General features: G+C 70.5%; 15 protein-coding genes. 11 read left to right on the forward strand and 4 right to left on the reverse strand.

The window, feature by feature from the left end; genetic code table 11:
• Positions 1–205: 205 nt before the first annotated feature.
• From Q5716_RS11895 to Q5716_RS11905, 3 genes are read right to left on the reverse strand one after another with little or no spacing between them, the layout of a single operon-like run.
• Entirely contained in the window at positions 206–1,009 is an 804-nt protein-coding gene (locus Q5716_RS11895) for a Bax inhibitor-1/YccA family protein (protein WP_305003358.1), read from the reverse strand.
• A 35-nt stretch (positions 1,010–1,044) separates the two neighbouring features.
• Positions 1,045–1,590 (reverse strand): hypothetical protein, encoded by a 546-nt coding sequence (locus Q5716_RS11900; RefSeq protein WP_305003359.1) that lies wholly within the window; start codon positions 1,588–1,590, stop codon positions 1,045–1,047.
• Positions 1,583–1,987, reverse strand: coding sequence for a DUF4190 domain-containing protein (locus Q5716_RS11905; RefSeq protein ID WP_305003360.1), 405 nt, complete (start codon positions 1,985–1,987; stop codon positions 1,583–1,585). Before Q5716_RS11905 ends, Q5716_RS11900 begins: the two co-directional genes overlap by 8 nt.
• Before the next feature lie 18 nt (positions 1,988–2,005).
• Between Q5716_RS11905 and Q5716_RS11910 the strand changes: the two genes are divergently transcribed.
• From Q5716_RS11910 to Q5716_RS11920, 3 genes are read left to right on the forward strand one after another with little or no spacing between them, the layout of a single operon-like run.
• Positions 2,006–2,989, forward strand: coding sequence for a glycerophosphodiester phosphodiesterase family protein (locus tag Q5716_RS11910; protein ID WP_305003361.1), 984 nt, complete (start codon positions 2,006–2,008; stop codon positions 2,987–2,989).
• A gap of 37 nt (positions 2,990–3,026) precedes the next feature.
• Positions 3,027–5,336 (forward strand): ATP-dependent helicase, encoded by a 2,310-nt coding sequence (locus tag Q5716_RS11915; protein WP_305003362.1) that lies wholly within the window; start codon positions 3,027–3,029, stop codon positions 5,334–5,336.
• 52 nt (positions 5,337–5,388) lie between these two features.
• Positions 5,389–6,765, forward strand: coding sequence for an RNB domain-containing ribonuclease (locus Q5716_RS11920; RefSeq protein WP_305003363.1), 1,377 nt, complete (start codon positions 5,389–5,391; stop codon positions 6,763–6,765).
• 158 nt (positions 6,766–6,923) lie between these two features.
• Here Q5716_RS11920 and Q5716_RS11925 read toward each other — a convergent pair whose 3' ends face one another.
• On the reverse strand, positions 6,924–7,655 hold the full coding sequence (locus tag Q5716_RS11925) for an oxygenase MpaB family protein (protein ID WP_305003364.1): 732 nt from the start codon (positions 7,653–7,655) through the stop codon (positions 6,924–6,926).
• A 171-nt stretch (positions 7,656–7,826) separates the two neighbouring features.
• On the opposite strand from Q5716_RS11925, the gene sucC reads away from it, so the two are divergent.
• The 8 genes from sucC (at position 7,827) to purH (ending at position 26,747) form a co-directional block, all read left to right on the forward strand.
• Complete coding sequence (gene sucC, locus Q5716_RS11930) at positions 7,827–8,990, forward strand: ADP-forming succinate--CoA ligase subunit beta (protein WP_305003365.1); 1,164 nt, start codon at positions 7,827–7,829, stop codon at positions 8,988–8,990.
• A gap of 16 nt (positions 8,991–9,006) precedes the next feature.
• Positions 9,007–9,897, forward strand: a complete 891-nt coding sequence (gene sucD / locus Q5716_RS11935) for a succinate--CoA ligase subunit alpha (protein ID WP_305003366.1) — start codon at positions 9,007–9,009, stop codon at positions 9,895–9,897.
• A 114-nt stretch (positions 9,898–10,011) separates the two neighbouring features.
• Positions 10,012–11,526: an alpha/beta hydrolase gene (locus tag Q5716_RS11940; protein WP_305003367.1), complete on the forward strand. Its 1,515-nt coding sequence runs from the start codon at positions 10,012–10,014 to the stop codon at positions 11,524–11,526.
• 152 nt (positions 11,527–11,678) lie between these two features.
• Complete coding sequence (locus tag Q5716_RS11945) at positions 11,679–22,808, forward strand: MBG domain-containing protein (RefSeq protein ID WP_305003368.1); 11,130 nt, start codon at positions 11,679–11,681, stop codon at positions 22,806–22,808.
• Positions 22,809–22,828: 20 nt separating this feature from the next.
• Positions 22,829–23,311 (forward strand): hypothetical protein, encoded by a 483-nt coding sequence (locus Q5716_RS11950; RefSeq protein ID WP_305003369.1) that lies wholly within the window; start codon positions 22,829–22,831, stop codon positions 23,309–23,311.
• Between the two features lie 17 nt (positions 23,312–23,328).
• The gene (locus tag Q5716_RS11955; RefSeq protein WP_305003370.1) at positions 23,329–24,528 is read left to right on the forward strand and encodes a cell division protein PerM; all 1,200 of its coding nucleotides are present in this window, start codon (positions 23,329–23,331) and stop codon (positions 24,526–24,528) included.
• A 9-nt stretch (positions 24,529–24,537) separates the two neighbouring features.
• Positions 24,538–25,128, forward strand: coding sequence for a phosphoribosylglycinamide formyltransferase (purN, locus tag Q5716_RS11960; protein ID WP_305003371.1), 591 nt, complete (start codon positions 24,538–24,540; stop codon positions 25,126–25,128).
• On the forward strand, positions 25,125–26,747 hold the full coding sequence (gene purH / locus Q5716_RS11965; RefSeq protein WP_305003372.1) for a bifunctional phosphoribosylaminoimidazolecarboxamide formyltransferase/IMP cyclohydrolase: 1,623 nt from the start codon (positions 25,125–25,127) through the stop codon (positions 26,745–26,747). The genes purN and purH overlap by 4 nt, the downstream gene beginning before the upstream one ends.
• The last annotated feature ends 204 nt before the right edge of the window (positions 26,748–26,951 follow it).

Genomic DNA, 26,951 nt, shown 5'->3' on the forward strand with positions numbered 1-26,951 from the left:
GCGCGCCCGCCACACCCGAGCCGCCTCACGATCGCCCCGACCGCGAGCCCGGCTAGTGGGTGGGCCTGTCAGCTTCCGCGAGTGTTCCGAAAGTGCCGTGTCGGGGCGCTCCGAGGCGGCACTATCGGAACACTCGCGGTCCGAGGTGGGGCGTTAACGCGAGCGGGCCGCCCCCTAAGGGACGGCCCGCCGATGCATCCGTGCGTCAGTCGCGAGCGATCGCGAACATGCGCAGCAGCTCTAGGTAGAGCCACACGACGGTGACCATGATGCCGAAGGCACCCGTCCACCCGTACTTGCGCGGCGCCTTGTTCTGCACGCCCTTCTGGATGAAGTCGAAGTCGAGCACGAGCGAGTACGCCGCGAGGATCACGACGAACACGCCGAGGATGACGCCGAGCGGGACGCCCGGGATGATCTCCTGGCTGCGCAGGCCGAACGCGCCAACCTCCGGGGCGAAGATCATGATGCCGAGGTTCACGAGCGAGAAGATCGCGTAGCCGATCATCGCGATGAGGAACACCTTCGTGGCCTTCTTCGAAGCACGGATCTTGCCGCTCGCGAAGAGCGCGAGGGTCACGCCGACGACGACGAACGTGGCGATGACCGCCTGCAGGACGACGCCGGGCCACGCGATCTCGAAGAACGCGGAGATGCCGCCGATGAACACGCCCTCCGCCGCCGCGTAGGCGAGGATGAGCGCGGGCGACGGCTCCTTCTTGAAGATGTTGACGAGGGCCAGCACGAAGGCCACGATGCCGCCGAGCACGAACAGGAACGGGGCGACTCCGATCGTGAGCCAGCCGATCGCCGCGCCGACGAGCAGCACAGCGAACGCGCCCACCGTCTTGGCGATGGTGTCCTCGACCGTCATGACCTCGCCCTGGGGCTCGGCCGACGGGCGGTTGTAGATCTCGTCGAGCTGCTGCGCGGAGATGTCCTGCGCCGCGGCGACGCCACCCTGGGCGCTGAACGCCGGGTTGCGGAATGCGGGGTTGTTGCCTGCCATGTCTCCTCTTTCAGTGGGGAGTGAGTTGTTCTAATTTACCCGTCCTGGCTGGAAGACGGCAGGGTACGGCGGGGCGGGGCGGTGGATGCCAGCAGTCGTGCTACCCAGGCGGAGCCGGCGAGCACGGCGAGGGAGATGACGAGGGCGGGGAGCATCCCCGAGTACTCGACGAAGAAGTTCGGCAGCACGATGCCGTTCGCGATCGGGAAGAGCACCGTGAGGTAGCTGCGCAGGGGCCGATGCCGCACGAGGAGCCAGCCGAGGTAGGGCACGACGAGCGTCCAGACCGAGAGCGGGCCCGTCAGCAGGATCCAGAGCTGACCCGTCGCCGGGGCGATCACGAGGATGCGACGCCAGCCCCGCGACGGCATGATCGACCAGCCCACCACGAACACCGTCGCGCCCTGCAGGAGGAAGAAGTTCGTGTAGGTGTTGGATGCCTGCAGCCCGATGCCCCCCGCGAGGATGAGCACGAGCCCCCACAGGTAGCGGTCCTCGTAGCGCCCCCAGGTGAGCGGCAGGGAGCGCGTCGGCTCGATCCAGCGCGGCTGCGGCGGGATGCCCGAAGCGGCCTCAGCCAACCCCGACCACCACGACCCACGCGATGACGGCGGCCCAGATGGCGAGCCAGACGTAGCCGAGCACCGTCGCAATGCGGGCGAGGAGCATCCCTCGCTCGCCGCTGCGGGCGATCTGGCGCATCGCGACGTGCCCGAAGAGCGCGGCGACAGGACCGCCGATGACGCCGAGGACGAGGGCGACGAGGGCGAGCGGGTTGAGCGGCGCGCGCGGGGGCGCGACACCGTCGGGGCGGATGGCGGCGGGCACCTCCGTAGGCACCTGCGCAGTCCGTTCGAGGGGCGCCGCTGCGGCGGGTTCGACGGCCGGGTCGCCCGCGCGCTCGAGCCGGGCTCCGCACTGCAGGCAGAACTTCCATTCCTGGGAGAGCTCTGCCCCGCACGAAGGACACGTCGACATAAGTGGAATGCTAGTGGGGTGACGAGCGCAGCACGGCCCCTCGTGATCGGCCACCGCGGGGCGAGCGGGTACCGGCCGGAGCACACCGCCGCCGCGTACCGCCTGGCGTTCCGCCTCGGCGCCGACGCGGTCGAACCGGACATCGTCGCCTCGAAGGACGGCGTGCTCGTGCTGCGTCACGAGAACGAGATCTCCGGAACGACGGATGTCGCCGACCGCCCCGAGTTCGCCGGGCGGCGCACCACGAAGACGATCGACGGCGCTCGCGTCACCGGCTGGTTCACCGAGGACTTCACGTGGGACGAGCTCGCGACCCTCCGGGCGCGGGAGCGACTGCCCCAGTTGCGCCAGTCCGCGGCGAGCTTCGACGGCACCGCGGGCATCCTGCGCTTGCGCGACCTCGTCGACCTCATGCCCGCCGATGCCCTCATGGTCGCCGAGATCAAGCACGCGACGTACTTCGCCTCGATCGGGCTGCCGCTCGAGGAGTTGTTCGCGAGCGAGATCCGCGACTGGGCCACGAGCGAGAACCTCATCGTGGAGAGCTTCGAGCAGTCGGTTCTCGGGCAGATCCGCGAGCGGGGCATCCCGGGTCGGTTCGTCTACCTGCTCGAGGCGGCCGGCTCGGCGCCCGACCTGCGCGCGCGTTTCGGCCGCAAGGCCCTGCCGTACTCGGCGCAACTGACGAATGCGGGGCTCGCTCGGCTCGCCGGCGAGGTGGACGGCATCAGCGTCGACAAGAAGCTGCTGCTGCGCACGGATGCCTCGGGCGCCGTCGTCGGCTCGACCGATCTCGTCAAGCGCGCTCACGCCGCCGGGCTCGAGGTGTACACGTGGACCCTGCGCGCGGAGAACCGCTTCCTCGGCAAGGGCATGCAGCGCGGCTCGGCGGCGCGCGACTTCGGCGACTGGCGGCGGGAGTTCCGCATCATCCTGGACTCCGGGATCGACGGGGTGTTCGCCGACCAGCCCGACCTGGTGCGGGAGCTGCTCGATCGGTAGGGCCAGCGTCGCAGGCCGCACGTAGAATCGCTAGGCGATGTCAGACCCCCTCCTCCTTCCGCCGACCACCGGGGTGAGCGACGCCCTCCTCGAGGGGCTCAACCCCCAGCAGCGCGAGGCGGTGCTCTACCGCGGCCAGTCGCTGCTCATCGTCGCGGGGGCGGGCTCCGGCAAGACGAGCGTGCTCACCCGTCGCATTGCGGGGCTCCTGCAGTCGCGCGAGGCGTGGCCGAGTCAGATCCTCGCGATCACGTTCACGAACAAGGCCGCCGCCGAGATGCGCGAGCGCGTGCGCGGACTCATCGGCGAGGCGGCGGACGGCATGTGGATCTCGACGTTCCACTCGGCGTGCGTGCGCATCCTGCGCCGTCAGGCCGAGGCGATGGGGATGAAGCAGAGCTTCACCATCTACGACACCGCCGACTCGCGGGCGCTCATGAAGCGCATCATCAAGGAGCTGGATGCCGACACCCTCGGCTTCACCGTCGGCGGCGCCCTGTCGCGCATCTCGCGGCTGAAGAACGAGCTCACCGACGTCGAGGCGTTCGCGCGCACCGCGAACATCTCGGACCCGAAGGAGGCCGTGCTGCTGGAGATCTTCCGGCAGTACACGGCCGCGCTGCGCCGCGCCAACGCGCTCGACTTCGACGACATCATCTCCGAGACGGTGTTCCTCTTCCGGGCCTTCCCGGAAGTGGCGGCGCTCTACCAGAAGCGCTTCCGGCACGTGCTCGTGGACGAGTACCAGGACACCAACCACGCCCAGTACGCCCTCGTGCGCGAGCTCGTGCAGCCGCCGAGGTTCGCGGAGGGCAGCGGCGAGCGGCCGCTGCCCGGGGCGTCCTTGACGGTCGTGGGCGACAGCGACCAGTCGATCTACGCGTTCCGCGGGGCCGACATCCGCAACATCGTCGAGTTCGAGCGGGACTTCCCCCACTCGAAGGTCATCCTCCTCGAGCAGAACTACCGCTCGACGCAGAACATCCTCGACGCCGCGAACGCGGTGATCTCGAACAACTTCGACCGCAAGGCGAAGAACCTCTTCACCGTCGTCGGCTCCGGCGAGAAGATCGTCGGCTACACGGGCTACTCGGGTCACGACGAGGCGCAGTTCGTGGCGGACGAGATCGAGAAGCTGCGCGACGCGGGGGCGAGCTACAACGACGTCGCCGTCTTCGTGCGCACTAACTCGCAGACCCGACCGCTGGAAGAGATCTTCATCCGATCGGCGATCCCGTACCGCATCCCCGGTGGCACGAAGTTCTACGAGCGCGCCGAGGTCAAGGATGCGATGGCCTACCTCATCCAGGTCGCCAACCCCGACGACGACCTCGCGCTGCGCCGCATCATGAACGTGCCCAAGCGCGGCATCGGGCCCGCGACCGAGGCGGCGATGCAGGCGCACGCGGAGCGGCTCGGGATGCCCCTGCGCGAGGTGCTCCGCGACGCGCCGCAGCTCGGGCTCGGGCCGAAGGTGACCACCGCGATCGTCGAGCTCGGCGAGCTCCTCGACGAGATCGGCGCGACGGTCGCGACCGCGGCGCCCGCGGACATCCTCACCGCCCTCCTCACGCGCACCGGGTACCACCAGTCCCTCAAGAACTCGGGCGACCCGCAGGACGAGGCTCGCGCCGAGAACCTCGAGGAGCTCGTCTCGCAGGCCAAGGAGTTCCGGACCGCGAATCCGGAGGGCACGCTCATCGACTTCCTCACCGGGGTGGCGCTCTTCGCCGCCGCCGACGAGATCGACGACCACGACGGGTCCGTCTCGATCATGACCCTCCACACCGCGAAGGGCCTCGAGTACGACTCGGTGTTCCTCACCGGGCTCGAGGAGGACCTCCTGCCGCACCGCATGTCGGTGAACGAGGCCGGCGGCCTCGCCGAGGAGCGGCGCCTGTTCTACGTCGGCATCACCCGGGCGCGCAAGCGGCTGTTCCTCTCGCTCGCGGCATCCCGCGCGTCCTTCGGTGACGTGAGCGTCGCGATGCCGAGCCGCTACCTGGCCGAGATCCCCGGCGAGCTCATCGAGTGGCGGCAGAGCGCCGGCGGCGGGTTCCGCGGCGGGGCGCAGGGCCGGCTGCGGGCCGCGCCGATGCGCGACTCCTACTCGCTGCCGCCGGCGCCCAAGCAGAAGACCGAGTGGACGACCCCCATCACCAACAAGGTGCGCGACAACGGCGACCTGACCCTGGCTGTGGGCGACCGCATCCGGCACACCGACTTCGGCGACGGCCGGGTCACCGCGGTCACCGGTGCGGGGCCGAAGGCGGTCGCGGAGGTGCAGTTCGAGCAGGCCGGGCGCAAGCGGCTGCTGATCAAGATCGCTCCCATTGAGAAGGTCTAGGCACCCGGAGGACGAGAAGCTCCTCGTACCCCGCGCGCGACAGCGCGAGGGGGTGCTCGCCGCGACCCTGCGGCAGATCCGCGATGAGCTGGGGCTGCCGGAGTCGTTCCCCGCGGAAGTCCAGGCGGAGGCGCGCGAGAGCGTGGCGGCCCATGAGCTCCCCGGCGCGGACCGCACGGGCATCCCGTTCGTCACGATCGATCCGCCCGGCGCCACCGACCTGGATCAGGCGTTGCACCTCGAGCGCGCGGGTGACGGGTACACCGTGCATTACGCGATCGCCGATGTGCCCGCCTTCGTCCCGCCGCTCGGTGCGGTCGACACCGAGGCGCGCGAGCGGGGACAGACTCTGTACGCGCCGGACGGCCGCATCCCGCTGCACCCCACGGTGATCAGCGAGGATGCCGCATCCCTCCTGCCGGGCGCGGAGCGCGGTGCCTTCGTGTGGACGTTCGCGCTGGATGCCCGGGGCGAGACCACCTCGGTGGGGCTCGAGCGGGCGCGCATCCGCAGCCGCCGCCAGTTCTCGTACGCCGAAGTGCAATCGGCGATCGACGACGGCGAGGCCGGAGAGTCGCTGCAGCTGCTGCGCGAGGTGGGGATGCTCCGCCTCGACCTCGAGCGCGAGCGCGGCGGCGCGAGCCTCAACCGGCCGGACGAGGAGATCGAGTTCGAGGGCGGTCGCTACTGGCTCGTGCGCCGTGCGCCGCTGCCGGTCGAGACGTGGAACGCGCAGATCTCGCTGCTCACCGGCATGGCGGCGGCGCGCATCATGATCGACGGGGGCGTGGGCATCCTGCGCACGATGCCGGAGCCGCTACCGGACACGATCGCGATGTTCCGTCGCCAGGTCGCCGCGCTCGGCTGCCCGTGGCCGGAGGGGATGCCCTACGGCGAGTTCCTCCGCGGGCTCGACCACTCCACTCCCTCGGGGCTCGCCGCGGTGCATGCCGCGGCGTCCCTGTTCCGCGGCGCCGGGTACACCGCGTTCGACGGGGAGCCGCCCGAGAACCCGGTTCAGGCGGCGGTCGCCGCGCCCTACGCGCACACGACCGCGCCCTTGCGGCGGCTCGTCGACCGGTTCGTGCTGCTCACGTGCGAGTCGCTCGTCGGCGGTCGGGACGTGCCAGCGTGGGTGCGCGAGGCGCTCCCGACGCTGCCGAAGCTCATGGGGCGCTCGAACGGGCTCGCCTCCCGGCTCGAGCGCGCGTCGGTCGAGGCGATCGAGGCGGCGCTGCTCGAGCCGCGGGTGGGCGAGGTCTTCGACGCCGTCGTGATCTCGGCGCGCGAGGGCGGCGGCACGATCCAGCTCGCCGATCCTGTCGTCACGGCGGCCGTCGAGGGCGACCTGGGTGCGGGGGACACGGTGCGCGTGCGGCTCGCGGCAGCGGACATCCCGACGGGCGTCGTCGAGTTCGTGCTCGTCTAGTCGGCGCCTCCGATTGGCCCCGCCACCGCCCGCCATCCCTTCCGAAACGACGGAAATCGGGGCTCCCTTTCGCGGTACCCCGCGGACGAGCCGCTCGTCTGTCGCCGATCTCCGTCGTTTCGGAAAATGTCGGGAGGGGTGCCGCTGCGGTCAGCCGCTCAGCGCCCCGCGCGGAACCGCCGCAGGTAGTGGTCCTTCGGCCACTCCCGCACTCGGCGCGGCAGCCGCGGGTACACCCGCCGCGCGAGTCGCACGTAGCGCGCGAAGCGGCGCTCGTCGTGCTCGAGGCCGTAGTCGTCGCGCAGCGGCGCGGGCAGGAGGCCCGTCGTGACGACGCGGACGGCGGGCAGGAGGGCGCGCATCCACCAGGGCAGTCGGGCAGGGTGCAGCAGCTCGTGCGCGACACCGCGGGCGTCGTCTCCGACCTCGATGGGGTAGGCGTCCCAGTACGCCGCGAAGGCCGCTCGGCTCGCCGGCCACTGGGCGCGGGGAACGCCGAGCGCCGTGCCGACGACCGCGTAGTCGGCGAGCAGGGCCTCAGCGTCGGCGGGGGAGTCCGGTCCGTCGAGGATCTCGCGGATGCGCATCGCCGTCGCGTAGATCGTCGCGGCGACCCAGAGCTGGAGCCCGGCATCCGTCGCGCCCGGCACCCCGGCGTGTGCTCCGCCGACGCGCCGGGCGATCGCGCGGGCTTCCTCGGGGGAGCCGTACACGGTGACATACAGGTAGGCGAGTGTGCCGTGCAGCCGGTCGAGCGGGCGTTCGGCGAAGTCGCTGTGCGCGGCCACGCTGCGAGCGATCCGCGGGTCGGCGACCTGCAGCAGGATCGCGGCCGCGCCGCCCGCGAGCAGGATGCCCTCGCCCGAGACATCCCTGATCGACAGTGCCACGACCCCAGCCTAAAGATCGCGCGAACTTTCGGGCCCGGGGAGCCGCGCGCGGACGCGGCTCCCAGGCGGAGCGAGTAGAGTTCTTCGTGGCCGAATTGTCTTGACGTCGAGTTATTTTTCGCCGGGACCGCGGCCGATTCCCCACACCGACGCGCGATTGGAATTAGCAGCGTGGATCTTTTCGAGTACCAGGCTCGGGACATTTTCGAGAAGTACGGGGTCCCCGTACTTCAGGGCATCGTAGCCGACACCCCCGAGGGCGTTCGTGCGGCGGCCGAGCAGCTGGGCGGCGTCACTGTCGTCAAGGCGCAGGTCAAGACCGGCGGGCGCGGCAAGGCGGGCGGCGTCAAGGTCGCCAAGACCCCGGACGACGCGGAGGCGGCGGCTCGCGACATCCTCGGCCTCGACATCAAGGGCCACGTCGTGAAGAAGGTCATGGTCGCGGAGGGCGCCGACATCAAGCAGGAGTACTACTTCTCCGTGCTCCTCGACCGGGCCAACCGCTCGTACCTCTCGCTCTCGAGCTACGAGGGCGGCATGGAGATCGAGCAGCTCGCGGAGGAGCGGCCGGATGCCCTCGCTCGCGTCGAGGTCGATCCGGGTACCGGCCTCACCCTCGAGAAGGCGAAGGAGATCGCGGTCGCCGCGAAGTTCCCGGCGGAGCTCGTGGACACGGTGGCCCCGGTCTTCGTGAAGCTCTACGAGGTCTACACCGGCGAGGATGCCACGCTCGTCGAGGTCAACCCGCTCGTGCTCACCGGCTCGGGCGACATCATCGCCCTCGACGGCAAGGTCTCGCTCGACGAGAACGCCGGCTTCCGCCACCCCGACCACGAGGCGCTCGAGGACAAGGACGCTGCCGACCCCCTCGAGGCGAAGGCGAAGGCGAACGACCTCAACTACGTCAAGCTCGACGGCGAGGTCGGCATCATCGGCAACGGCGCGGGCCTGGTGATGTCCACGCTCGACGTCGTTGCGTACGCGGGTGAGAACCACGGCGGCGTGAAGCCGGCCAACTTCCTCGACATCGGCGGCGGGGCATCCGCCGAGATCATGGCCGCGGGTCTCGACGTCATCCTCGGCGACCCGCAGGTCAAGAGCGTCTTCGTGAACGTCTTCGGTGGCATCACGTCGTGCGTCGCCGTCGCGAACGGAATCGTGAAGGCCCTCGAGATCCTCGGGGATGCCGCGACCAAGCCGCTCGTGGTTCGCCTCGACGGCAACCAGGTGGAGGAGGGCCGCGCGATCCTCGCTGCGGCGGACAACCCCCTCGTCACCCTCGCCACGACCATGGACGACGGCGCCGACAAGGCCGCCGAGCTCGCGAACGCGTAAAGGACAAGCTGAACTCATGTCGATCTTCCTCACCAAGGACTCCAAGGTCATCGTCCAGGGCATCACCGGCGGCGAGGGCACGAAGCACACCGCTCTCATGCTCAAGGCGGGTACCCAGGTCGTCGGCGGCGTGAACGCGCGCAAGGCCGGCACGACCGTCGAGCACGACGGGGGCGTCTCGCTCCCGGTCTTCGGCACGGTCGCCGAGGCCGTCGAGAAGACGGGCGCCGATGTGTCGATCGCGTTCGTGCCCCCGGCGTTCACGAAGGACGCGATGATCGAGGCCATCGACGCCGAGATCCCGCTCCTCGTCGTGATCACGGAGGGCGTGCCCGTGCAGGACACCGCCGAGGCGTGGGCGTACGCGAAGGCGAAGGGCAACAAGACGCGCATCATCGGTCCGAACTGCCCCGGCATCATCACCCCCGGCGAGTCGCTCGTCGGCATCACGCCGGCGACGATCACGGGCAAGGGGCCCATCGGCCTCGTCTCGAAGTCGGGCACCCTGACCTACCAGATGATGTTCGAGCTGCGCGACCTCGGGTTCTCGACCGCCATCGGCATCGGGGGCGACCCGATCGTCGGCACCACCCACATCGACGCGCTCGCGGCCTTCGAAGCCGACCCGGAGACGAAGGCGATCGTCATGATCGGCGAGATCGGCGGTGACGCCGAGGAGCGAGCGGCCGACTTCCTCCGCGCCAACGTCACCAAGCCGGTCGTCGCGTACGTCGCCGGGTTCACCGCCCCCGAGGGCAAGACGATGGGCCACGCCGGGGCGATCGTCTCGTCCGGTGCGGGCACCGCGGAGGGCAAAAAGGTCGCCCTCGAGGCGGCCGGCGTCAAGGTCGGCAAGACGCCGAGCGAGACCGCGGCGCTGCTGCGCGAGGTGTACTCGGCGCTCTAGCCGAACGTTGCGGAGGAGGGCGCGCCGTGATCGGCCGCCCTCCTCTGTCGTTCGCGGCGTGTCATCCTCCACCGCGGTAGCGGGGTGGGCGGGTCGCCACCGTAGGCTGGGCGCGTGAAGCGCACCCCGATCGTCGCGGCCGCCGCCGCGCTCCTCCTCCTGCTGTCCGGCTGCCAGTACCTGCCGTCGCTGTCGGGCGCGCCGACGCCGTCGGCCACGCCGCTCGCGTCGTTCGAGGAGTACTACGCGCAGGAGGTCTCCTGGTCGCCGTGCGAGGCGGGCATGGAGTGCGCGCGCGTGGAGGCGCCGGTGAGCTGGGATGACCCGTCCCTCGGCTCGATCGAGCTCGCGGTCATCCGATCGCAGGCGACGGGAGCGCGCCAGGGTTCTCTGTTCGTCAATCCGGGCGGGCCGGGCGGCTCGGGCGTCGAGTACGTCATGTACTCGAGCTTCCCGGGGCTGGAGGCCGCCTTCGACATCGTCGGGTGGGATCCCCGTGGAGTGGGCCGCTCGGCGCCGGTCACGTGCTACACGGATGACGCGGACCGCGACGAGTCGCTCTACGGCACGTTCGACAGCCCCTATGACACCGAGGGCTGGATCGAGGAGCTCACCGAGAACACCGAGGACTACGCGGCCGCGTGCCTGAAGAACACCGGCGAGCTGCTCGCGCACATCGACACGGTGAGCACCGCGAAGGACCTCGACCTGCTGCGCGCCGTCGTCGGCGACGAGAAGCTCAACTACCTCGGGTACTCGTACGGCACGAAGATCGGGGCGACGTACGCCGAGCTCTTCCCCGAGAACGTCGGACGCATGGTGCTCGACGGTGCGGTCGACCCGAGCCTCAGCGACTTCGAGGGGCTCAAGACGCAGATGGCCGGATTCGAGAGCGCGTTCCGGGCGTACATGGCGTACTGCCTCTCGACCGATGCGTGCCCCTTCGACGGCAACGTCGACTCCGCTCTCGCGCAAGCGAAGGAGCTCATCGCGACCGCCGGAGCGAAGCGACTCGTCGCCGACGACGGCCGCGTGCTCGATGAGGCGACGATCGCGACCGGCATCGCCATCAACCTCTACTCCGAGGGCTACTGGCCCGACATGACCGATATGTTCGTGGATCTGCGCGCGGATGACCCGAACTCGACGTTCACGAACGCGGACTACTACAACTCCCGCAACTCCGACGGCTCCTACACCGGGAACTCGGTGGACGCCTATCAGGCGGTGACCTGCGCCGACGGCGACTTCCTCGACGACCCGGAGTCGACGCTCGATCGCGTCGCCGAGATCGATGCGGCGGCCCCGACGATCGGCAAGTTCTTCACGTACGACGACTTCGCGGTGCTCGACGTGCTGTGCACCCACTGGCCGGTGCCCGTGTCATCCCCGCCGGCCGAGTACGACGCCGAGGGCGCTCCGCCGATCCTCGTGATCGGCACGAGCAACGATCCGGCGACGCCGTACGCGTGGGCGGTGTCGCTCGCCGACCAGCTGTCGAGCGGCGTCCTCATCAGCTACGAGGGCGAGGGCCACACGATCTACAACCAGGGCGTCGCGTGCGTGGATGACGTCGTCGACGCGTACTTCGTGCGCGGCGAGGTACCCGCGGCCGACCCGAAGTGCTGATCATCGCTCACTGACCCCCGTCGAGGGGGCACCCGTTCTGGGTGGGGTACACCGACGTGCGCAATCGATAACGTCGTGGGGGACGGCCGTTCGCACGGCCGCACGGGGGGACCGGTCTTACCGCCGGTCATGCACTAGGGGGATGCACCACTATGCGTGGACTCGAAACGCGCCAGTTCTTCGCGCGCCTGTCGCAGGCCAAGATCGTCGCGGCGACGCTCGTCACCGCTCTCGTGCTCGTGCTCGTCGGGCCGACCGCCGTGGGGTTCGCGGCATCCCCGGGCATCGCCTCGGTCGCCCCCACCGGCGGTCCGACGACCGGTGGCGGCACGATGACGATCACCGGTCTCGGTTTCGGCACCCAGGTGCCCGCGGTCACGATCGGCGGCACCGCCGCGTCCGATGTGGTGCTCGTGGATGACTCGACGGTCACCGCCACGATCCCCGCGGGCAGCCCCGGCCTCGCGGACGTCGTCGTCACGCCGGTCGGCGGCGAGCCGCTCACCCTCTCGTCCGGCTACGAGTACGCCGCCCCCGCCCAGTACCCGGTGTTCGATACGATCGCGCCGGCGACCGGTCCCACGACCGCGGGCGAGCCCGTGACGATCTCCGGCGCCTACCTCGAGCAGGTCGAGCGCATCCGCTTCGGGTCGACCGACATCGATTGGCGCAACTTCGTCAGCCGCGGCGAGAACGGCACGTCGATCACCGTCATCGCGCCCTACGGAGCGGTCGGGTCGGTGGATGTCACGCTCACGACCTCCTCGGGAACCTCCGTCACAAAGTACGGCGCGTACACCTACGTCGCTCCGACGATCGCGTCGATCAGCCCCACCTCGGGGCCGTCCGCGGGCGGGACGGCGGTCACGATCGCCGGCACCGGCTTCGGTACGTCCGGCAGCGTCTCGGTGAGCATCGCGGGTGCTGCGGCGTCGAACGTCGTGCGCGTCGACCCGACCCGGATCACGGCGACGACAGGAATGGCGTCGGTGGGGGTGGGCGACGTCGTCGTCACGATCACCGGGGTCGCGGGCGCTCCCGGCCCGGTCACGATCACCGGGGTCGGCCTCTACACGGTCGCGCCGTCGGTCGCGACACCCACCATCTCGGCGGTCACCCCCAATTCCGGCCCCGTCTCGGGCGGCCAGAGCGTGACCGTCACGGGAACCAACTTCCGGGCGGGCAACGGCTCCCTCGCGACGATCACGTTCGGCGGCGTCTCGGCGACGGTGCAGTCGATCGCCACGAACGGCAAGTCGATGACCGTCGTCGTTCCCGCGCACGCGGCGGGAGCCGTCGACGTGCAGGTCTCCACCGTCGACGGGCGCGCGACCTCCCGCAATGGGTACACGTACAACCCCGCACCCGTCATCACGGGTCTGAGCCCCGCGAGCGGAATCGTCGCGGGCGGCACCTTCGTGACGCTCACCGGCAGCGGCTTCGGCGCCACCGGCGTGCCCGTCGTGACGATCGACGGCCGCGCCGCAACGTGCGTGACGCGACTCAGCGACACGACGATCTCCTTCGTCGCGCCGGCCGGCACGAGCACCGGCGCGCGCACCGTCGAGGTCACCCCGGCGACGCGCGGCGGCTCCGCGAGCCTCGCGGGCGGCTACACCTACGTCGCGGCCACCACCACCCCGACCATCTCCTCCGTCTCGCCCTCGAGCGGGTTGACCTCCGGCGGCACCACCATCACCCTCCGCGGCACCGGCTTCACGTCGGCGACGACGCCGTCCGTGCTGGTCGGGGGATCCTGCGCGACCGACGTGGTCGTCGTGGATGCCACGACCATCACCGCGACCACGCCCACGGGTGTGGCCGGGGTGCGCGATGTCGTCGTGACCACGAGCACCGGGCAGGCGACGGCCGCGGCATCCTTCACCTACCGCGACGCGCCCGCCATCCTCACTCTCAGCCCCTCGTCGGGATCGACGGCGGGCGGCCAGACGGTCGTGATCACCGGTCGCGGCTTCGGCGAGACCGGCACCCCGGTCGTGACGATCGGCGGCCAGCCCGTCGCCTCCGTGGAACGGCTGAGCGACACCCAGATCCGCATCGTCACCCAGCCCGGCGCGCCCGGCGCCCAGGCCGTCCAGGTCACCCCGGCCGGCGGGTCGACGCTCAACAAGCCGAACGCGTACACCTACCTCGCCCCGACCGTGACGAGCCTGCAGCCCTACGCGGGGTCGACCCGGGGCGGCACGAAGGTCACGATCACAGGCACCGGCTTCGGCGACAGCGGCACCCCCGTCGTGACGTTCGGCGGCGTGCCCGCCACGTCGGTCGTGCGGGTGTCGTCGACGCAGGTGACCGCGGTCACCCCCGCGCACGAGTCCGGGGCGGTCGCCGTCGTCGTGACCCCCGCCACGGGTCCGTCGTCGGGCACGAAGGGCAACGCCTTCTCCTACGTCACCGATGTCGTCACCCCGATCGTCACCTCCTCGCTGCCCTCGCGCGGTCCGTCGGAAGGCGGTATCACGGTGTACGTCGCCGGTGAGAACTTCATCGGCACGAACTCCGTGCCCGCGACCGTGACGGTCGGCGGCGTTGCAGCCACGTCCGTCGTCGTCGCCGCCGATGGCGAGTCCCTGACGTTCCGGGCACCCGCGCTCGCGCCGGGCCGCTACGACCTCGTCGTCACGACGAACGAGGGATCCACGACGGTCCGCTGGGCGTACACCGTCGCCGCGCCTCCCGTCATCGACAACTGCTCCGCCGTGAGCCCGCGGGAGACCTCGCCCGAGGCGGGCACGTCGGTGACGGTCACCGGCTCCGGCTTCGGCGCGAGCGGCACGCCCACCGTGACCGTCGGCGGCGTACCGGCGACGGTGCTCGCGTCGAGCGACACCTCCGTGACCTTCCGCATGCCGGGCGGACCCGTCGGGTACCCGCAGATCGTCGTGCGCCCGACCACCGGCGGCAGCCCGCTCACGATCGACGGCTGCCTCCTGCGCACTACGGAGGTGCGCATCGAGGCGAACAGCCGGGTCATCCAGTTCGGCGACCCCACCCCGACGTTCACCGCGACGGCGACGGGGCTCTACGGTGACGACGCGCTCCAGTCGACGTCGTTCGTCTTCAGCGGCAACGGCTACGGCCCGAGCACGGTGCCCCCGACGAATGCCGGCACCTACACCCTGATGCCCGCGGATGCCGTGCTCTCGCCCGGGCAGATCAGCAACTACACCGTGGAGTACGTGTCCGGGCTGTACATCATCCGCGGATTCGAGGCGACGCTGAAGGCCGTGGACACCTCGAAGGTGTACGGCGACGACGACCCCGAGTTCTCCTACACGAGCACCGGCCTGCGCCCGGGCCACACCATCACGGGAGCGGCCTTCGAGTTCTGGGGCATCGACGGCACCAGCTATGGCCCGTCGACGACGCCGCCGACCGACGCGGGAACCTATCGATTCGCGCCGACCGCCGCACACGTGGGCGGGGCCGAGTCGAACTACTCGTTCACCTACCAGTGGGCGTACTACACGATCACGCCGAGGCCGATCACGATCGGAGCCATCCCCGCGTTCAAGGTGTACGGCGACGCGGACCCGGCGTTCGAGTGGACGGTTCGCGCCGGCTCGCTCGCCTACGACGACGCTCTGCCCGGAACCCTCTCCCGCGAAGAGGGGGAGGACGTCGGCCAGTACGACATCCTGCAGGGCTCCGTCGACGACCCGAACTACACGATCACCTACCTCAACGACGTGCTCGACATCACGCCGCGACCGATCTCGGTCACGGCGGCGGATGCCTCGAAGGTCTACGGCGACGCCGACCCGGAGCTCACCGGCGAGTCGGAGGGGCTGCTGCCCGGCGACTACCTGGACGGCTACCTCGCGCGGGAGCCCGGTGAGAACGTCGGGTCCTATGAGATCACCCGCGGCACGCTCAGCGCGAGCGCCAACTACGAGATCGTCTCGTTCTCGAGCGGGACCTTCACGATCACGCCGCGCCCGCTCACGGTCACCCTCGGCGACGCTTCCAAGACCTACGGCGACGCCGACCCCGCGCTCCTCGCCGAGATCAGCGAGGGCTCGCTCGTCGGCGGCGACCAGTTGAGCGGCTCGCCCTCGCGCGCACCCGGCGAGGACGTCGGCTCCTACGCGATCGGCGGCGGAAGCATCACCGCCGGCGCCAACTACGAGATCTCGTTCATCGACGGCCTCCTCACGATCGAGCCCCGGCCGATCGAGGTCACCGCCGACGACCAGTCGAAGCAGTACGGCGACGCCGACCCGTCGCCCCTCGCCTACACCGTCACGCGCGGGTCGCTCGTCGGAACCGACACGCTTACCGGCACGCTCTCGCGCGACGAGGGCGAGGCGGTCGGCGTCTACGCGATCACGCCCGGCTCGCTCGGAGCGGGACCGAACTACGAGATCACCGTCGTGGGCGGCGAGCTCGAGATCGAGCCGCGCTCCATCACCGTGACCGCGGATGCCGCGACCCAGGTCTACGGCGACGCCGACGCCGCCCTCACGTGGCAGGTCACGAGCGGATCGCTCGTGCCCGGCGACTCCCTCGACGGGCAGCTCGACCGCGAGCCCGGAACCGACGTCGGCGAGTACGCCATCGGCCGCGGCTCGCTCGGCAACGACAGCTACACGATCACGTTCGTCCCCGCCGAGCTGACGATCACGGCGCGGCCGCTCACGATCACCGCCGACCCCGCTTCGAAGGAGTACGGCGAGACCGACCCGCAGCTGACCGCCACCGCCGACAACCTCGTCGAGGGCGACTCGCTCACCGGTTCGCTCGTGCGCGAGCCCGGGGAGAACGTCGACTCGTACGCGATCACTGCCGGGACGATCGGCGCCGGGACGAACTACACCGTCTCGTTCCAGGCCGGCACCTTCGAGATCACGCCGCGCTCCCTCGAGCTGCGCGCCGACGACCTCTCCGCGGAGTACGGCGACCCCGCGCCGACCCCCACCGTGAGCGTCTCCGCTGGAGCGCTCGTGCCGGGTGACGTGCTCGGTGCCGCGACGTTCGCCCCGGGCATCCTGCCGACCGACGCGGGGGAGTACTCGATCACCCCGACCGGAGTCGCGTTCGCCAGCGGCAGCGCGTCGAACTACGAGATCACGTTCGTGGCGGGCACCCTCGTCATCTCCCCGCTCGCGGTCGAGATCGCGCCCGACTCCCTCGACAAGCGCTTCGGCGAGGCGGACCCCGTGCTCACCTACGCCGCATCGCCCGTACTCGTCGACGGCGACGAGTTCTCCGGCGCGCTCGGGCGCGACTCGGGAGAAGGAGTGGGCCGCTACGCCGTGACGCTCGGTTCGCTGAGCGCCGGCCCGAACTACGAGCTCACCCTCGCCCCCGCGGAGTTCGAGATCCTCTCGCGCACCATCGAGGTGACCGCGCACGCCGCCTCGAAGGTCTATGGCGATGGCGACCCCGTCCTCGAGTGGGAGGTCACCGGCGGCGAGCTCGTCGAGGGCGACCCGCTCACCGGCTCCCTCTCCCGCGAGCCCGGCGAGGACGCCGGCTCGTACCGCATCACCCTCGGCGACCTCGGTGGCGGGAACTACGACATCGACTTCGTCGACGCGGGCTTCACGATCGAGCCGCGACCGGTGTCCCTCGAGATCGACAACGCCGAGAAGCAGTACGGCGACGAGGACCCCGAGTTCACCTACAGTGCCGACGGACTCGTGAACGGCGACTCGCTCTCGGGAGCGCCGTCCCGGAACGCCGGCGAGGCCGTCGGCGAGTACGAGATCGGTCTCGGCACGCTCGAGGCGTCGCCCAACTACATCATCGCGTTCGTCGACCCGGGCGTCCTGACGGTCACGAAGCGCACCATCACGATCGCCCCCACGGACAAGGAGATCGTCTACGGCGACTCGCTCGGGTCGCTCGACTACTCGGTCATCGGCGGCTCGCTCGTCGACGGCGACTCGATCGAGTCGGTCGACGTCGACGTGCTGGGCTACACCGGCGACGCCGGCGCCTACACGCTCGAGGCGAGCGGTGCGGTCATCGACGGCGGGGCATCCAACTACGACGTCATGTACATCACGGGCACTCTGTGGGTATCGCCGCTCGAGATCGTCGTGACCGCCGACGACATCACCAAGGAGTACGGCGACGCCGATCCGGCGTTCTCGTGGACGTCGTCGCCCGCCCTCATCGGCGACGACGCCCTGTCGGGCTCGCTCGCCCGCGACCCCGGCGAGGATGTCGGCACGTACGCCATCACCGCGGGCACGCTGTCCGGCGGCTCCAACTACACCGTGACCGTGGCCTCCGGCGAGCTCGAGATCACGGTGCGCACCCTCGAGGTGACCGCGCAGACGGCATCCAAGACCTATGGAGACGCGGACCCCTCGTTCGGCTGGTCGATCACCTCGGGCTCCCTGCTGCCCGGTGACTCGCTGTCCGGCGAGCTATCGCGGGAGTCGGGCGAGGATGTCGGCGAGTACGCGATCACGATCGGCTCGCTCGACAACCCCAACTATGTCGTCGAGTTCGTTCCCGCCGACCTGACGATCACGGCTCGCCCGATCGTCATCCAGGTGCAGGATGCCTCGAAGCAGTACGGCGACACCGACCCCGAGCTCACCGCGACCTCCGCCGACCTCGTGTTCGAGGACACCCTGACGGGATCGCCGGAGCGCGAGCCGGGCGAGGCGGTCGGCGAGTACGAGATCGGCGCGGGAAGCCTCTCGGCATCGACGAACTACACGGTCACCAGCGTCGAGCCCGGCGAGTTCACGATCGGGCAGCGCTCGATCACGATCGCCGCCGACGACCAGGAGATCGTCTACGGCGACGCTATCGACCCCGACTCCTTCACGATCGTCGAGGGGAGCCTCGCGGGCGCCGACGAGCTCGACGGCGTTGAGCTCTCGGCGAGCCCGACCGGTGTCGGCAGCGTCGAGATCGCGGCATCCGACGCGCGCTTCGCCACCGGCGACGCGGCGAACTACGCCATCCAGTACCGCCCCGGCACGCTCACGGTCACGCCGCGGCCGATCACGGTCATCGCGCAGGCCGCGATCAAGACCTACGGCGACCCCGACCCGGTCATCGAGTACTCGCTGACCGAGGAACTGCAGTCGGGCGACTCCGTCAGCGGGGCGCTCGGCCGCGAGCCCGGCGAGGGGGTCGGCGACTACGCGGTCACGCTCGGCTCGCTCGGAGCGGGACCGAACTACGAGCTCTCGCTCGAGCCTGCGATCGTCACGATCACACCGCGCCACCTGACGATTTTTGCGCAGGCGGCGACGAAGACCTACGGCGACGCGGACCCCGCCCTCACCTTCGCGATGACGGGCCTGCTCGAGGGCGACTCGCTCTCCGGCGAGCTCTCGCGGGACCCCGGCGAGGACGTCGGCGGCTACGCCATCCGGAAGGGCACCCTCAACAACGAGAACTACGCGATCTCCTTCGAGTCCGCGAACCTCACCATCACCGAGCGCACTCTCACGGTGACGTTCGACTCCGTGACCAAGACGTACGGCGACAGCGACCCCGAGCTCACCTTTGCGCTCGACGGTCTCGTCGGAGGCGACTCGGTGAGCGGCACCGCGACTCGCCTCGCCGGCGAGGACGTCGGCCAGTACGGCATCGGCCTCGGCTCGCTGAACGCCGGCTCGAACTACGTGCTCGAGCTCGCGTCGGGCGGCTCGTTCACCATCGAGCCGCGCCCCCTCGTGATCGCCGCGGATGACGCGGCCATCGCCTACGGCGACTCCCTGCCCGCCGTGGGGTACTCGATCACCGAGGGCACCCTCGTGACCGGTGACGCCCTCGGATCGGTGTCGGTCGCGATCGACGGTGCGGCGGCGGACGCGGGCTCCTACGCGATCGTCGCCGGCGACGCTGTCTTCGCGACCGGCTCGATCGACAACTACGACATCCAGTACCGCGACGGCACGCTCACCATCGAGCCGCGATCGCTCACCGTTGCGGCTCAGGACGCGTCCAAGACCTACGGCGACACCGACCCCGTATTCGGCTTCGACGTCGACGGACTCCTCCCGGGCGACGAGACGACAGGATCGCTCGATCGCACCGCGGGCGAGGATGTCGCGACGTACCTCATCCGCCTCGGCACGGTGACCGCCGGACCGAACTACGCGATCGACTTCACGCCGGCCTACCTGACGATCGAGCAGCGCCCGATCACGGTCACCCCGCTGTCGGGCCAGTCCAAGGTGTACGGAGACGGCGACCCCTCGCTCGCGTGGAGCGTGACCTCGGGCTCGCTGGTCGGCGAGGACTCGCTCTCCGGCTCCCTCGGACGCGAGGCGGGCGAGGACGTGGGCGACTACGCCATCACGATCGGCACTCTCGGCAACGGCAACTACGCGATCGAGCTCGGCGAGGGCGACTTCGCGATCACCTCGAAGCCGATCACTGTCTCGGCTCAGCCTGCGACCTCGGTCTACGGAGACGCGGATGCCCCGCTCGAGGTCACCACCGACGGGCTCGTCGGCGACGACGAGCTGTCCGGCGCCCCCTCCCGCACCGCCGGCTCCGCCGTCGGCGAGTACACCATCCTCGTCGGCACGATCTCGGCCGGGCCGAACTACACGATCACCTTTGAGACGGCCGCGTACTCGATCACTCCGCGCCCGGTGACCGTCGCCGCCGACGACCAGACGATCGACTACGGCGACGCCGACCCCGAGCTGACCTTCGAGGTCACTGACGGTTCCGTGCTCGGGATCGACGAGTTCAGTGGCACCCTCGTGCGAGCGGCTGGCGACGACGCGGGCGAGTACGCGATCACGCAGGGCACACTCGCCCTCGGGTCCAACTACTCCCTCACCGTCGAGCCCGGCACCCTCACGATCGAGCCGCGCGTCATCGGCATCACCGCCGTCGACGCCTCCAAGGTCTACGGCGACGCGGACCCGGCGCTGCTGCCCTACTCGGTCACGTCCGGCGATCTCGCCGCGGGCGATACTCCAACGGGAACGCTCGTGCGCGAGGCGGGCGAGCACGTCGGCGAGTACGCCATCCTGCCGGGCACGCTCGACGCGGGACCGAACTACCGGTTCACCGTCGAGGGCGGCACGTTCGAGATCACGCCGCGGCCGATCGAGGTGACGGCGGACAACTCGACCGAGGTGTTCGGCGAGCCTGACCCGGAGTTCTCCTGGTCGGTCACCGACGGCGGGCTCATCGGCACGGATGCCCTGACCGGCGCCCTCGACCGCGAGGCGGGCGACGACGTCGGCGACTACGCGATCCGCCTCGGGTCGCTCGGAAACGCCGACTACGAGATCTCCTTCGTGCCCGCGACCCACTCGATCACCCCGCGGCCGCTCACGGTCACCGGTGACGACGTCCAGAAGGTCTACGGCGCGAGCGACCCGATCCTCTCGGCCACCGTCGACGGACTCGTCGGCGACGACCAGCTCGGCGGCGCGCCGGTGCGCGAGTCGGGCGAGGACGTCGGAACGTACCGGGTGCTGCGCGGCACGCTCACCGCCGGCTCCAACTATGAGATCGTGTCGTTCGAGGCGGGCAGCTTCGAGATCACTCAGCGCCCGATCGGCGTGACCGTCGACGACCAGTCGATCGTCTTCGGCGACGAGGACCCCGAGCTCACCTGGAGCGTCACGTCGGGCTCGCTCGTCGGCGGCGACGCGATCTCCGGCGTGCCGGAGCGCGAGAGCGGCGCCGATGTCGGCGAGTACCGCATCCTCACCGGATCGCTCGACGCAGGCGGCAACTACGGCCTCGTCGTGACGCCCGGGACTCTCGAGATCACGCCCCGTGACGCGACAGTCGTGGTGAGCAGCGAGTACACCGACTTCGGCGAGCCGACGCCGGCGTTCACCCTCACCCCGGTCGGGCTCATCGAGGGCGACGCCTTGCTCGCGAGCGAGCTCGAGTTCGACGGGTCGAGCGACGTGCCCGTGCTACCCGGCTTCTACGAGGTGGGCGCGAGCATCCTGTCCACTGAGGCGGGGCCCGCGAGCAACTACCGCTTCAGCATCGAAGCGGGCTCGTGGCTCATCTCGGGGCCGAACGCGGTGTACATCGACCCGCCCTCGGGGCTCACGATCGGCGGGCTGCCGTTCGAGATCCACGGCACCGGCTTCGGCGTTGAGACCCCCGTCGTCCTCTTCGACGGAGTACCCGCGACGGACGTCGTGCTCGTCGGGCCGGGTCTCATCCAGGGCTTCACCCCGGAGCACGCGGTCGGTGTCGTCACCGTGTCGGTGCAGACCGCGGGCGGTACCACCGACCTCGTGGACGCGTATACCTACGTCGAGCCGGTCCCCGGGCCGAGCATCTACTCGCTCTCCCCGGGCCGCGGTCCCGTCGACGGCGGCACCGAGGTGACCATCGTGGGCGAGCACCTCGTCGGCACCGACGGGCAGAACGCGGTCGTGCTCATCGACGGCGTCGACGCGACCTCGGTCGTCGTCGCGGAGGACGGACTCTCGCTCACGGCGGTCTCGCCCGAAGGCCAGGTCGGTCCGCGCGACGTCGACGTCCTCACCGTCGACGGCGGGGTGACGTTCATCCAGGGCTTCGAGTACTACGACGGACCGGCCGGAACGGTGCGCGGTTCGCTGTGGCTCGACCTCGATGAGGACGGCGAGTGGGATGCCTCGGAGTCCCCGCTCGTGGGGGTCACCGTGCAGCTCGTTCCCGAGTCCGACCCCGTCTCCGGCCGCCAGCCGGCGGCCGCGCTCGCCGCGACCGCGACGACAGACGCCGACGGCGAGTACGTGCTCGAGAACATCCCCTACGGAGAGTGGACGCTCCAGCTCACCGGCCCCGGTGGCACGGTGCTCGTCGGCGGAGCGGGCAGCTCCGACGTAGCGATCCCCGTGACCGTGGACTCGGGGGAGCTCGTGCTCGACGTGCCGCTCGTCGGACGTTCTGCGATCGTCGACGCCCTCGTGCGGTACACCGACGGCACCGCCGCCCCGGGCGCCACGGTGACGCTGCGGTGGGCGGGGCCGGACGGCGTTCTCGGCACCGGCGACGACGTGCTCATCGTCGTGGTCGCCGACGCGGACGGTCGCTTCTCGGTCTCCGGCCTCCCGGCAGGGCGGTACGAGGTCTCGGGCACCGACGGATCGCGCAGCTTCGGACCGGTCGAGCTCACGCTCGAGCCGCTCACCGAGGTCGAGGGCGCCGTGTTCGAGATCGACCTCGCGTCGCCTCCAGCGGGGGGCGGCGGGGATGCCTCGCTCGCCGCCACCGGCCTCGACGTGATGCCTCTCGCCCTCGGTGCGCTCGTGCTGCTCCTCCTCGGCGCGATCATCGTCGGCCGCGCGGGTCGCCGCGAGTTGAGGTAGCGCCCAGTACCGTAGTGCTCATGGGATTCCGTAGCTGGTTGAGCGACAGGCTCGTCACGGTCGACGCCATCTACGGTCTCATCCTGTACGCGGCACTGGTCGGCGCGGTGTCGGACGACGACTCGAACTCCTTCGAGGTGCTCGCCCTGTCGGTGTTCTCGCTCGTGATCTTCTGGGCGGCGCACGTCTACGCGGGCACGATCGTCAACCACGTCGGCAACGTCCCGCTGCGCACCGCCATCGGCAAGGCGATCGGACACTCGAGCGGCATGCTCTGGGCGGCGATCCTGCCGTCGCTGCCTCTACTGCTCGGCGTCTTCGGTGTGCTCTCGGTGGACGACGCGGTCGACTACTCCCTGCTCATCGTCACCCTCCAGCTCGGCGTACTCGGTTACGTGGCGCTGAAGAACCGGGGTGCCGGTCACGCCGCCCGCATCTTCGGCGCGATCGGCTGCGCCCTGTTCGGCACGCTCATCATCGCCCTCAACTCGGCCGTGCACTGACCGGTGGCGCGCTCCCTGTGATCTCCCGCCCCCTCACCGCCGTCTTCGCCGCGCTCGAGGCGCTGCTCGTCGTCGCGATCGGACTCGCCATCCCTCTGCTGCCCCTCACGGTGATGTGGGCGGTGCAGTTCGGGTTCGGTGCCGACTGGGCGGCGTTCTGGCGGGCATCCGTCGACATCTGGCTCATCGGGCACGGGGTGTCGGTGACGTTCACGCTCGACCCGGCCATCGCGGCGGGCCTCGGTCTTCCCGGGGCCGAGTCGCCGTTCTCGGTGGATGTCGCCGCCCTCGGCTTTGCCCTGCTGACCGTGCTCCTCGGGGTGCGGGCAGGCCGTCGAATCTCGGAGACGCGCTACCGCGCCCTCGGCGTGATCGTCGCGACCGGCACGTTCGCGGTCGCGTCCGTCGCGATCACGGCGACCGCGCTGCATCCGCTCGCCCGGCCCTCGCTCGTGCAGGCGGGGCTCCTGCCGGTGCTGTTCTTCGGCGCCGGTCTCGCGATCGGTGTGCAGCTGACTCTGCGTGACCTGGGCGAGCGGCGCAGGTCGCCGCTGGATGCCCTTCCCGGAGCATCAAAGGAGCTCGTCGCCGCCGCGCTGCGCGGGGGTGCCGCCGCCGCCGCGCTCCTCGTGCTGCTCGCGAGCCTCGCCACGGCGGCCGCCATCGTGCTCTCGTACGCGAGCATCATCACCCTCTACGAGAGCCTCCACACCGAGGTGCTCGGCGGGGTCGCCGTGACGCTCGCGCAGCTCGCGTTCCTGCCGACCCTCGTGGTGTGGGCGGTGAGCTGGCTCGTCGGCCCCGGTTTCGCCCTCGGTACCGGCTCGCTCGTGAGCCCGCTCGGCACGACCCTCGGGCCGCTCCCAGCGATCCCGGTGCTCGGGGCGCTGCCGAGCGGCGAGTCGTCGTTCGGCTTCGTCGGGCTCCTCGCGCCCGTGCTCGCCGGATTCCTCGTAGGGGCCGTGCTCGGGCCGGGCATCCGGCGTCGGCTCGACGGCCCGCTCGTCGTCGCGGCACCGCTGCTCTCCGGCGTCGTCGCGGGCGCCGTGGTGGGCGTGCTGTGCGCGTTCGCTTCGGGTGGGCTCGGTCCGGGGCGGCTCGTGGACGTCGGTCCGAACCCGTGGCAGGTGAGCATCCTGGCCGCGATCGAGGTCGGGGTCGCGGCGACGATCGGTGTACTCGCCTCGGGCCGGCTCCCGGCTCGCAGCGGACGGTAGGCTTGCCGGGTGCTGTCACTCGTGGTCCTCATCTCGGGCGGCGGGTCCAACCTCCGCGCACTGCTCGACGCCTCGGAGGACGCCGAGTTCCCCGCTCGCGTCGTCGCGGTCGGCGCCGATCGGCCGGCGGACGGCTTCGAGCACGCCGAGCACTACGGCATCCCCACATTCTCCGTCGCGTTGTCGTCGTTCGGCGGCGACCGTGACGCGTGGGGCGACGAACTGCTCGAGCAGATCCGCCAGTGGGAGCCCGACCTCGTCGTGCTGAGCGGGTTCATGAAGCTCCTGCCGCCGCGAGTGGTGGAGGCGCTCTCCCCGAAACTCATCAACACGCATCCCGCTTTCCTGCCGGAGTTCCCGGGAGCCCACGGGGTCCGCGACGCGATCCAGGCGGGCGTGACGGAGACGGGCGCGAGCGTCATCGTGGTCGACAACGGGGTCGACAGCGGGCCGATCATCGCCCAGGAACGCATTCCCGTGCTGCCGGACGACACCGAGGCGTCGCTGCACGATCGCATCAAGCCCGTCGAGCGGCGCCTGCTCATCCAGGCGATCCTCGACATCGCCAACGACCACGTACGACTGAAGGATCTCACTTGAGCGGCACCACGCACGACCCGTCCCTGTACCGGGAGCGCGACGTCATCCCGATCCGCCGTGCGCTCGTCTCGGTGAGCGACAAGACCGGGCTCGTCGAGCTCGCCTCGGCGCTCGTCGCCGCCGGCGTCGAGATCGTCTCGACCGGTTCGACGGCGAAGACGATCCGGGATGCCGGGCTCGCCGTCACCGAGGTGGCTGAGGTCACCGGCTACCCGGAGTCCCTCGACGGGCGGGTCCGCACGCTGCACCCGGCCATCCACGCCGGTCTCCTCGCGGACCTGCGGCTCGCCTCGCACGAGTCGGAACTCGCCGAGATGGGTATCGCGCCCTTCGAGCTCGTCGTCTCCAACCTGTACCCGTTCGTGCAGACTGTCGCATCGGGTGCTCCGGTGAACGACGTCGTCGAGCAGATCGACATCGGCGGTCCCGCGCTCGTGCGGGCGTCGGCGAAGAACCACGCGAACGTCGCGATCGTGACGTCCCCGGACTCGTACCCGCAGGTGCTCAAGGCGCTGACGCTCGGCGGCACGACGCTCGCGCAGCGGCAGCGCCTCGCGGGGGAGGCGTTCGCCCACACCGCAGCGTACGACACGGCGGTCGCGGCCTACTTCGCGAGGAACATCGGACTGCGCGCCGAGCACGACCGGGCTGCTGCCGAGCCCGGCACGACCTCCTTCGCCGAGACCCTCGACGTGTCTGCCTCTCTCGCCGCGACGCTCCGCTACGGCGAGAACTCCCACCAGGCGGCGGCGCTGTACCGCATCGATGGTGCGGCAGGCATCGCTCACGCGACCCAGCACGGCGGCAAGGAGATGTCGTACAACAACTACGTCGACGCGGATGCGGCGCTGCGGGCCGCGTACGATCACGCTGGTCCGGCGATCGCGATCATCAAGCACGCCAACCCGTGCGGTATCGCCACCGCGTCGACGCTCGCCGAGGCTCACGCTCTCGCCCACGCGTGCGACCCGGTGTCCGCTTTCGGCGGAGTGATCGCCGCGAACCGGGTCGTCGACAAGGCGACGGCGGAGTCGATCGCGCCGATCTTCACCGAAGTCGTCGTCGCGCCCGGTTTCGATGCGGATGCCCTCGAGGTGCTCACGGCGAAGAAGAACCTTCGCGTGCTGGAGGTGCCCGGCGGCTGGCCGATGCCGAAGCGCGGGCAGGCAGAGATCCGCCAGGTCTCAGGCGGCATTCTCGCCCAGGAGCCGGACGCGCACTTCGCCCCCGCGGCGGAGTGGACGCTCGTCGCCGGAGAGGCGGCGGATGCTGTGACTCTCGCCGACCTCGAGTTCGCGTGGCGAGCGGTGCGCGCCGTGAAGTCGAACGCCATCCTGCTGGCGTCGGGTGGAGCATCCGTCGGCGTGGGCATGGGCCAGGTCAACCGTGTCGACTCCTGCCGCCTCGCCGTGACCCGGGCGGGCGACCGCGCCGCGGGGTCGGTGGCCGCGTCGGATGCGTTCTTCCCCTTCGCGGACGGACTGGAGATCCTGCTGAACGCCGGCGTGCGCGCGGTCGTGCAGCCGGGTGGGTCGATCCGCGACGAAGAGGTCATCGCCGCTGCGGTCGCCGCGGGCGTGACGATGTACCTCACCAAAGAGCGCCACTTCTTCCACTGAGCACCTGCTCCACTGAGCACCTGCTCCACTGAGCACCTGCTCCACTGAGGCCACGGGCTCACGCGGCGGCGACGCGTGGTGTGGTTGATCTGGTGGGTGTCCAGTGGGGGATGCCGGGTCCTCGGACTTCGGGGAGTCCGTCTGTGATGCGCCAGTGCCAGGGTCCGGTGTCGACGGTGTGGTGGTGCCAGTAGCAGAGCAGGA

Origin of the sequence: Antiquaquibacter soli (assembly GCF_030580675.1) — a bacterium.
Taxonomy (GTDB): Bacteria; Actinomycetota; Actinomycetes; order Actinomycetales; family Microbacteriaceae; genus Rhodoglobus; species Rhodoglobus soli.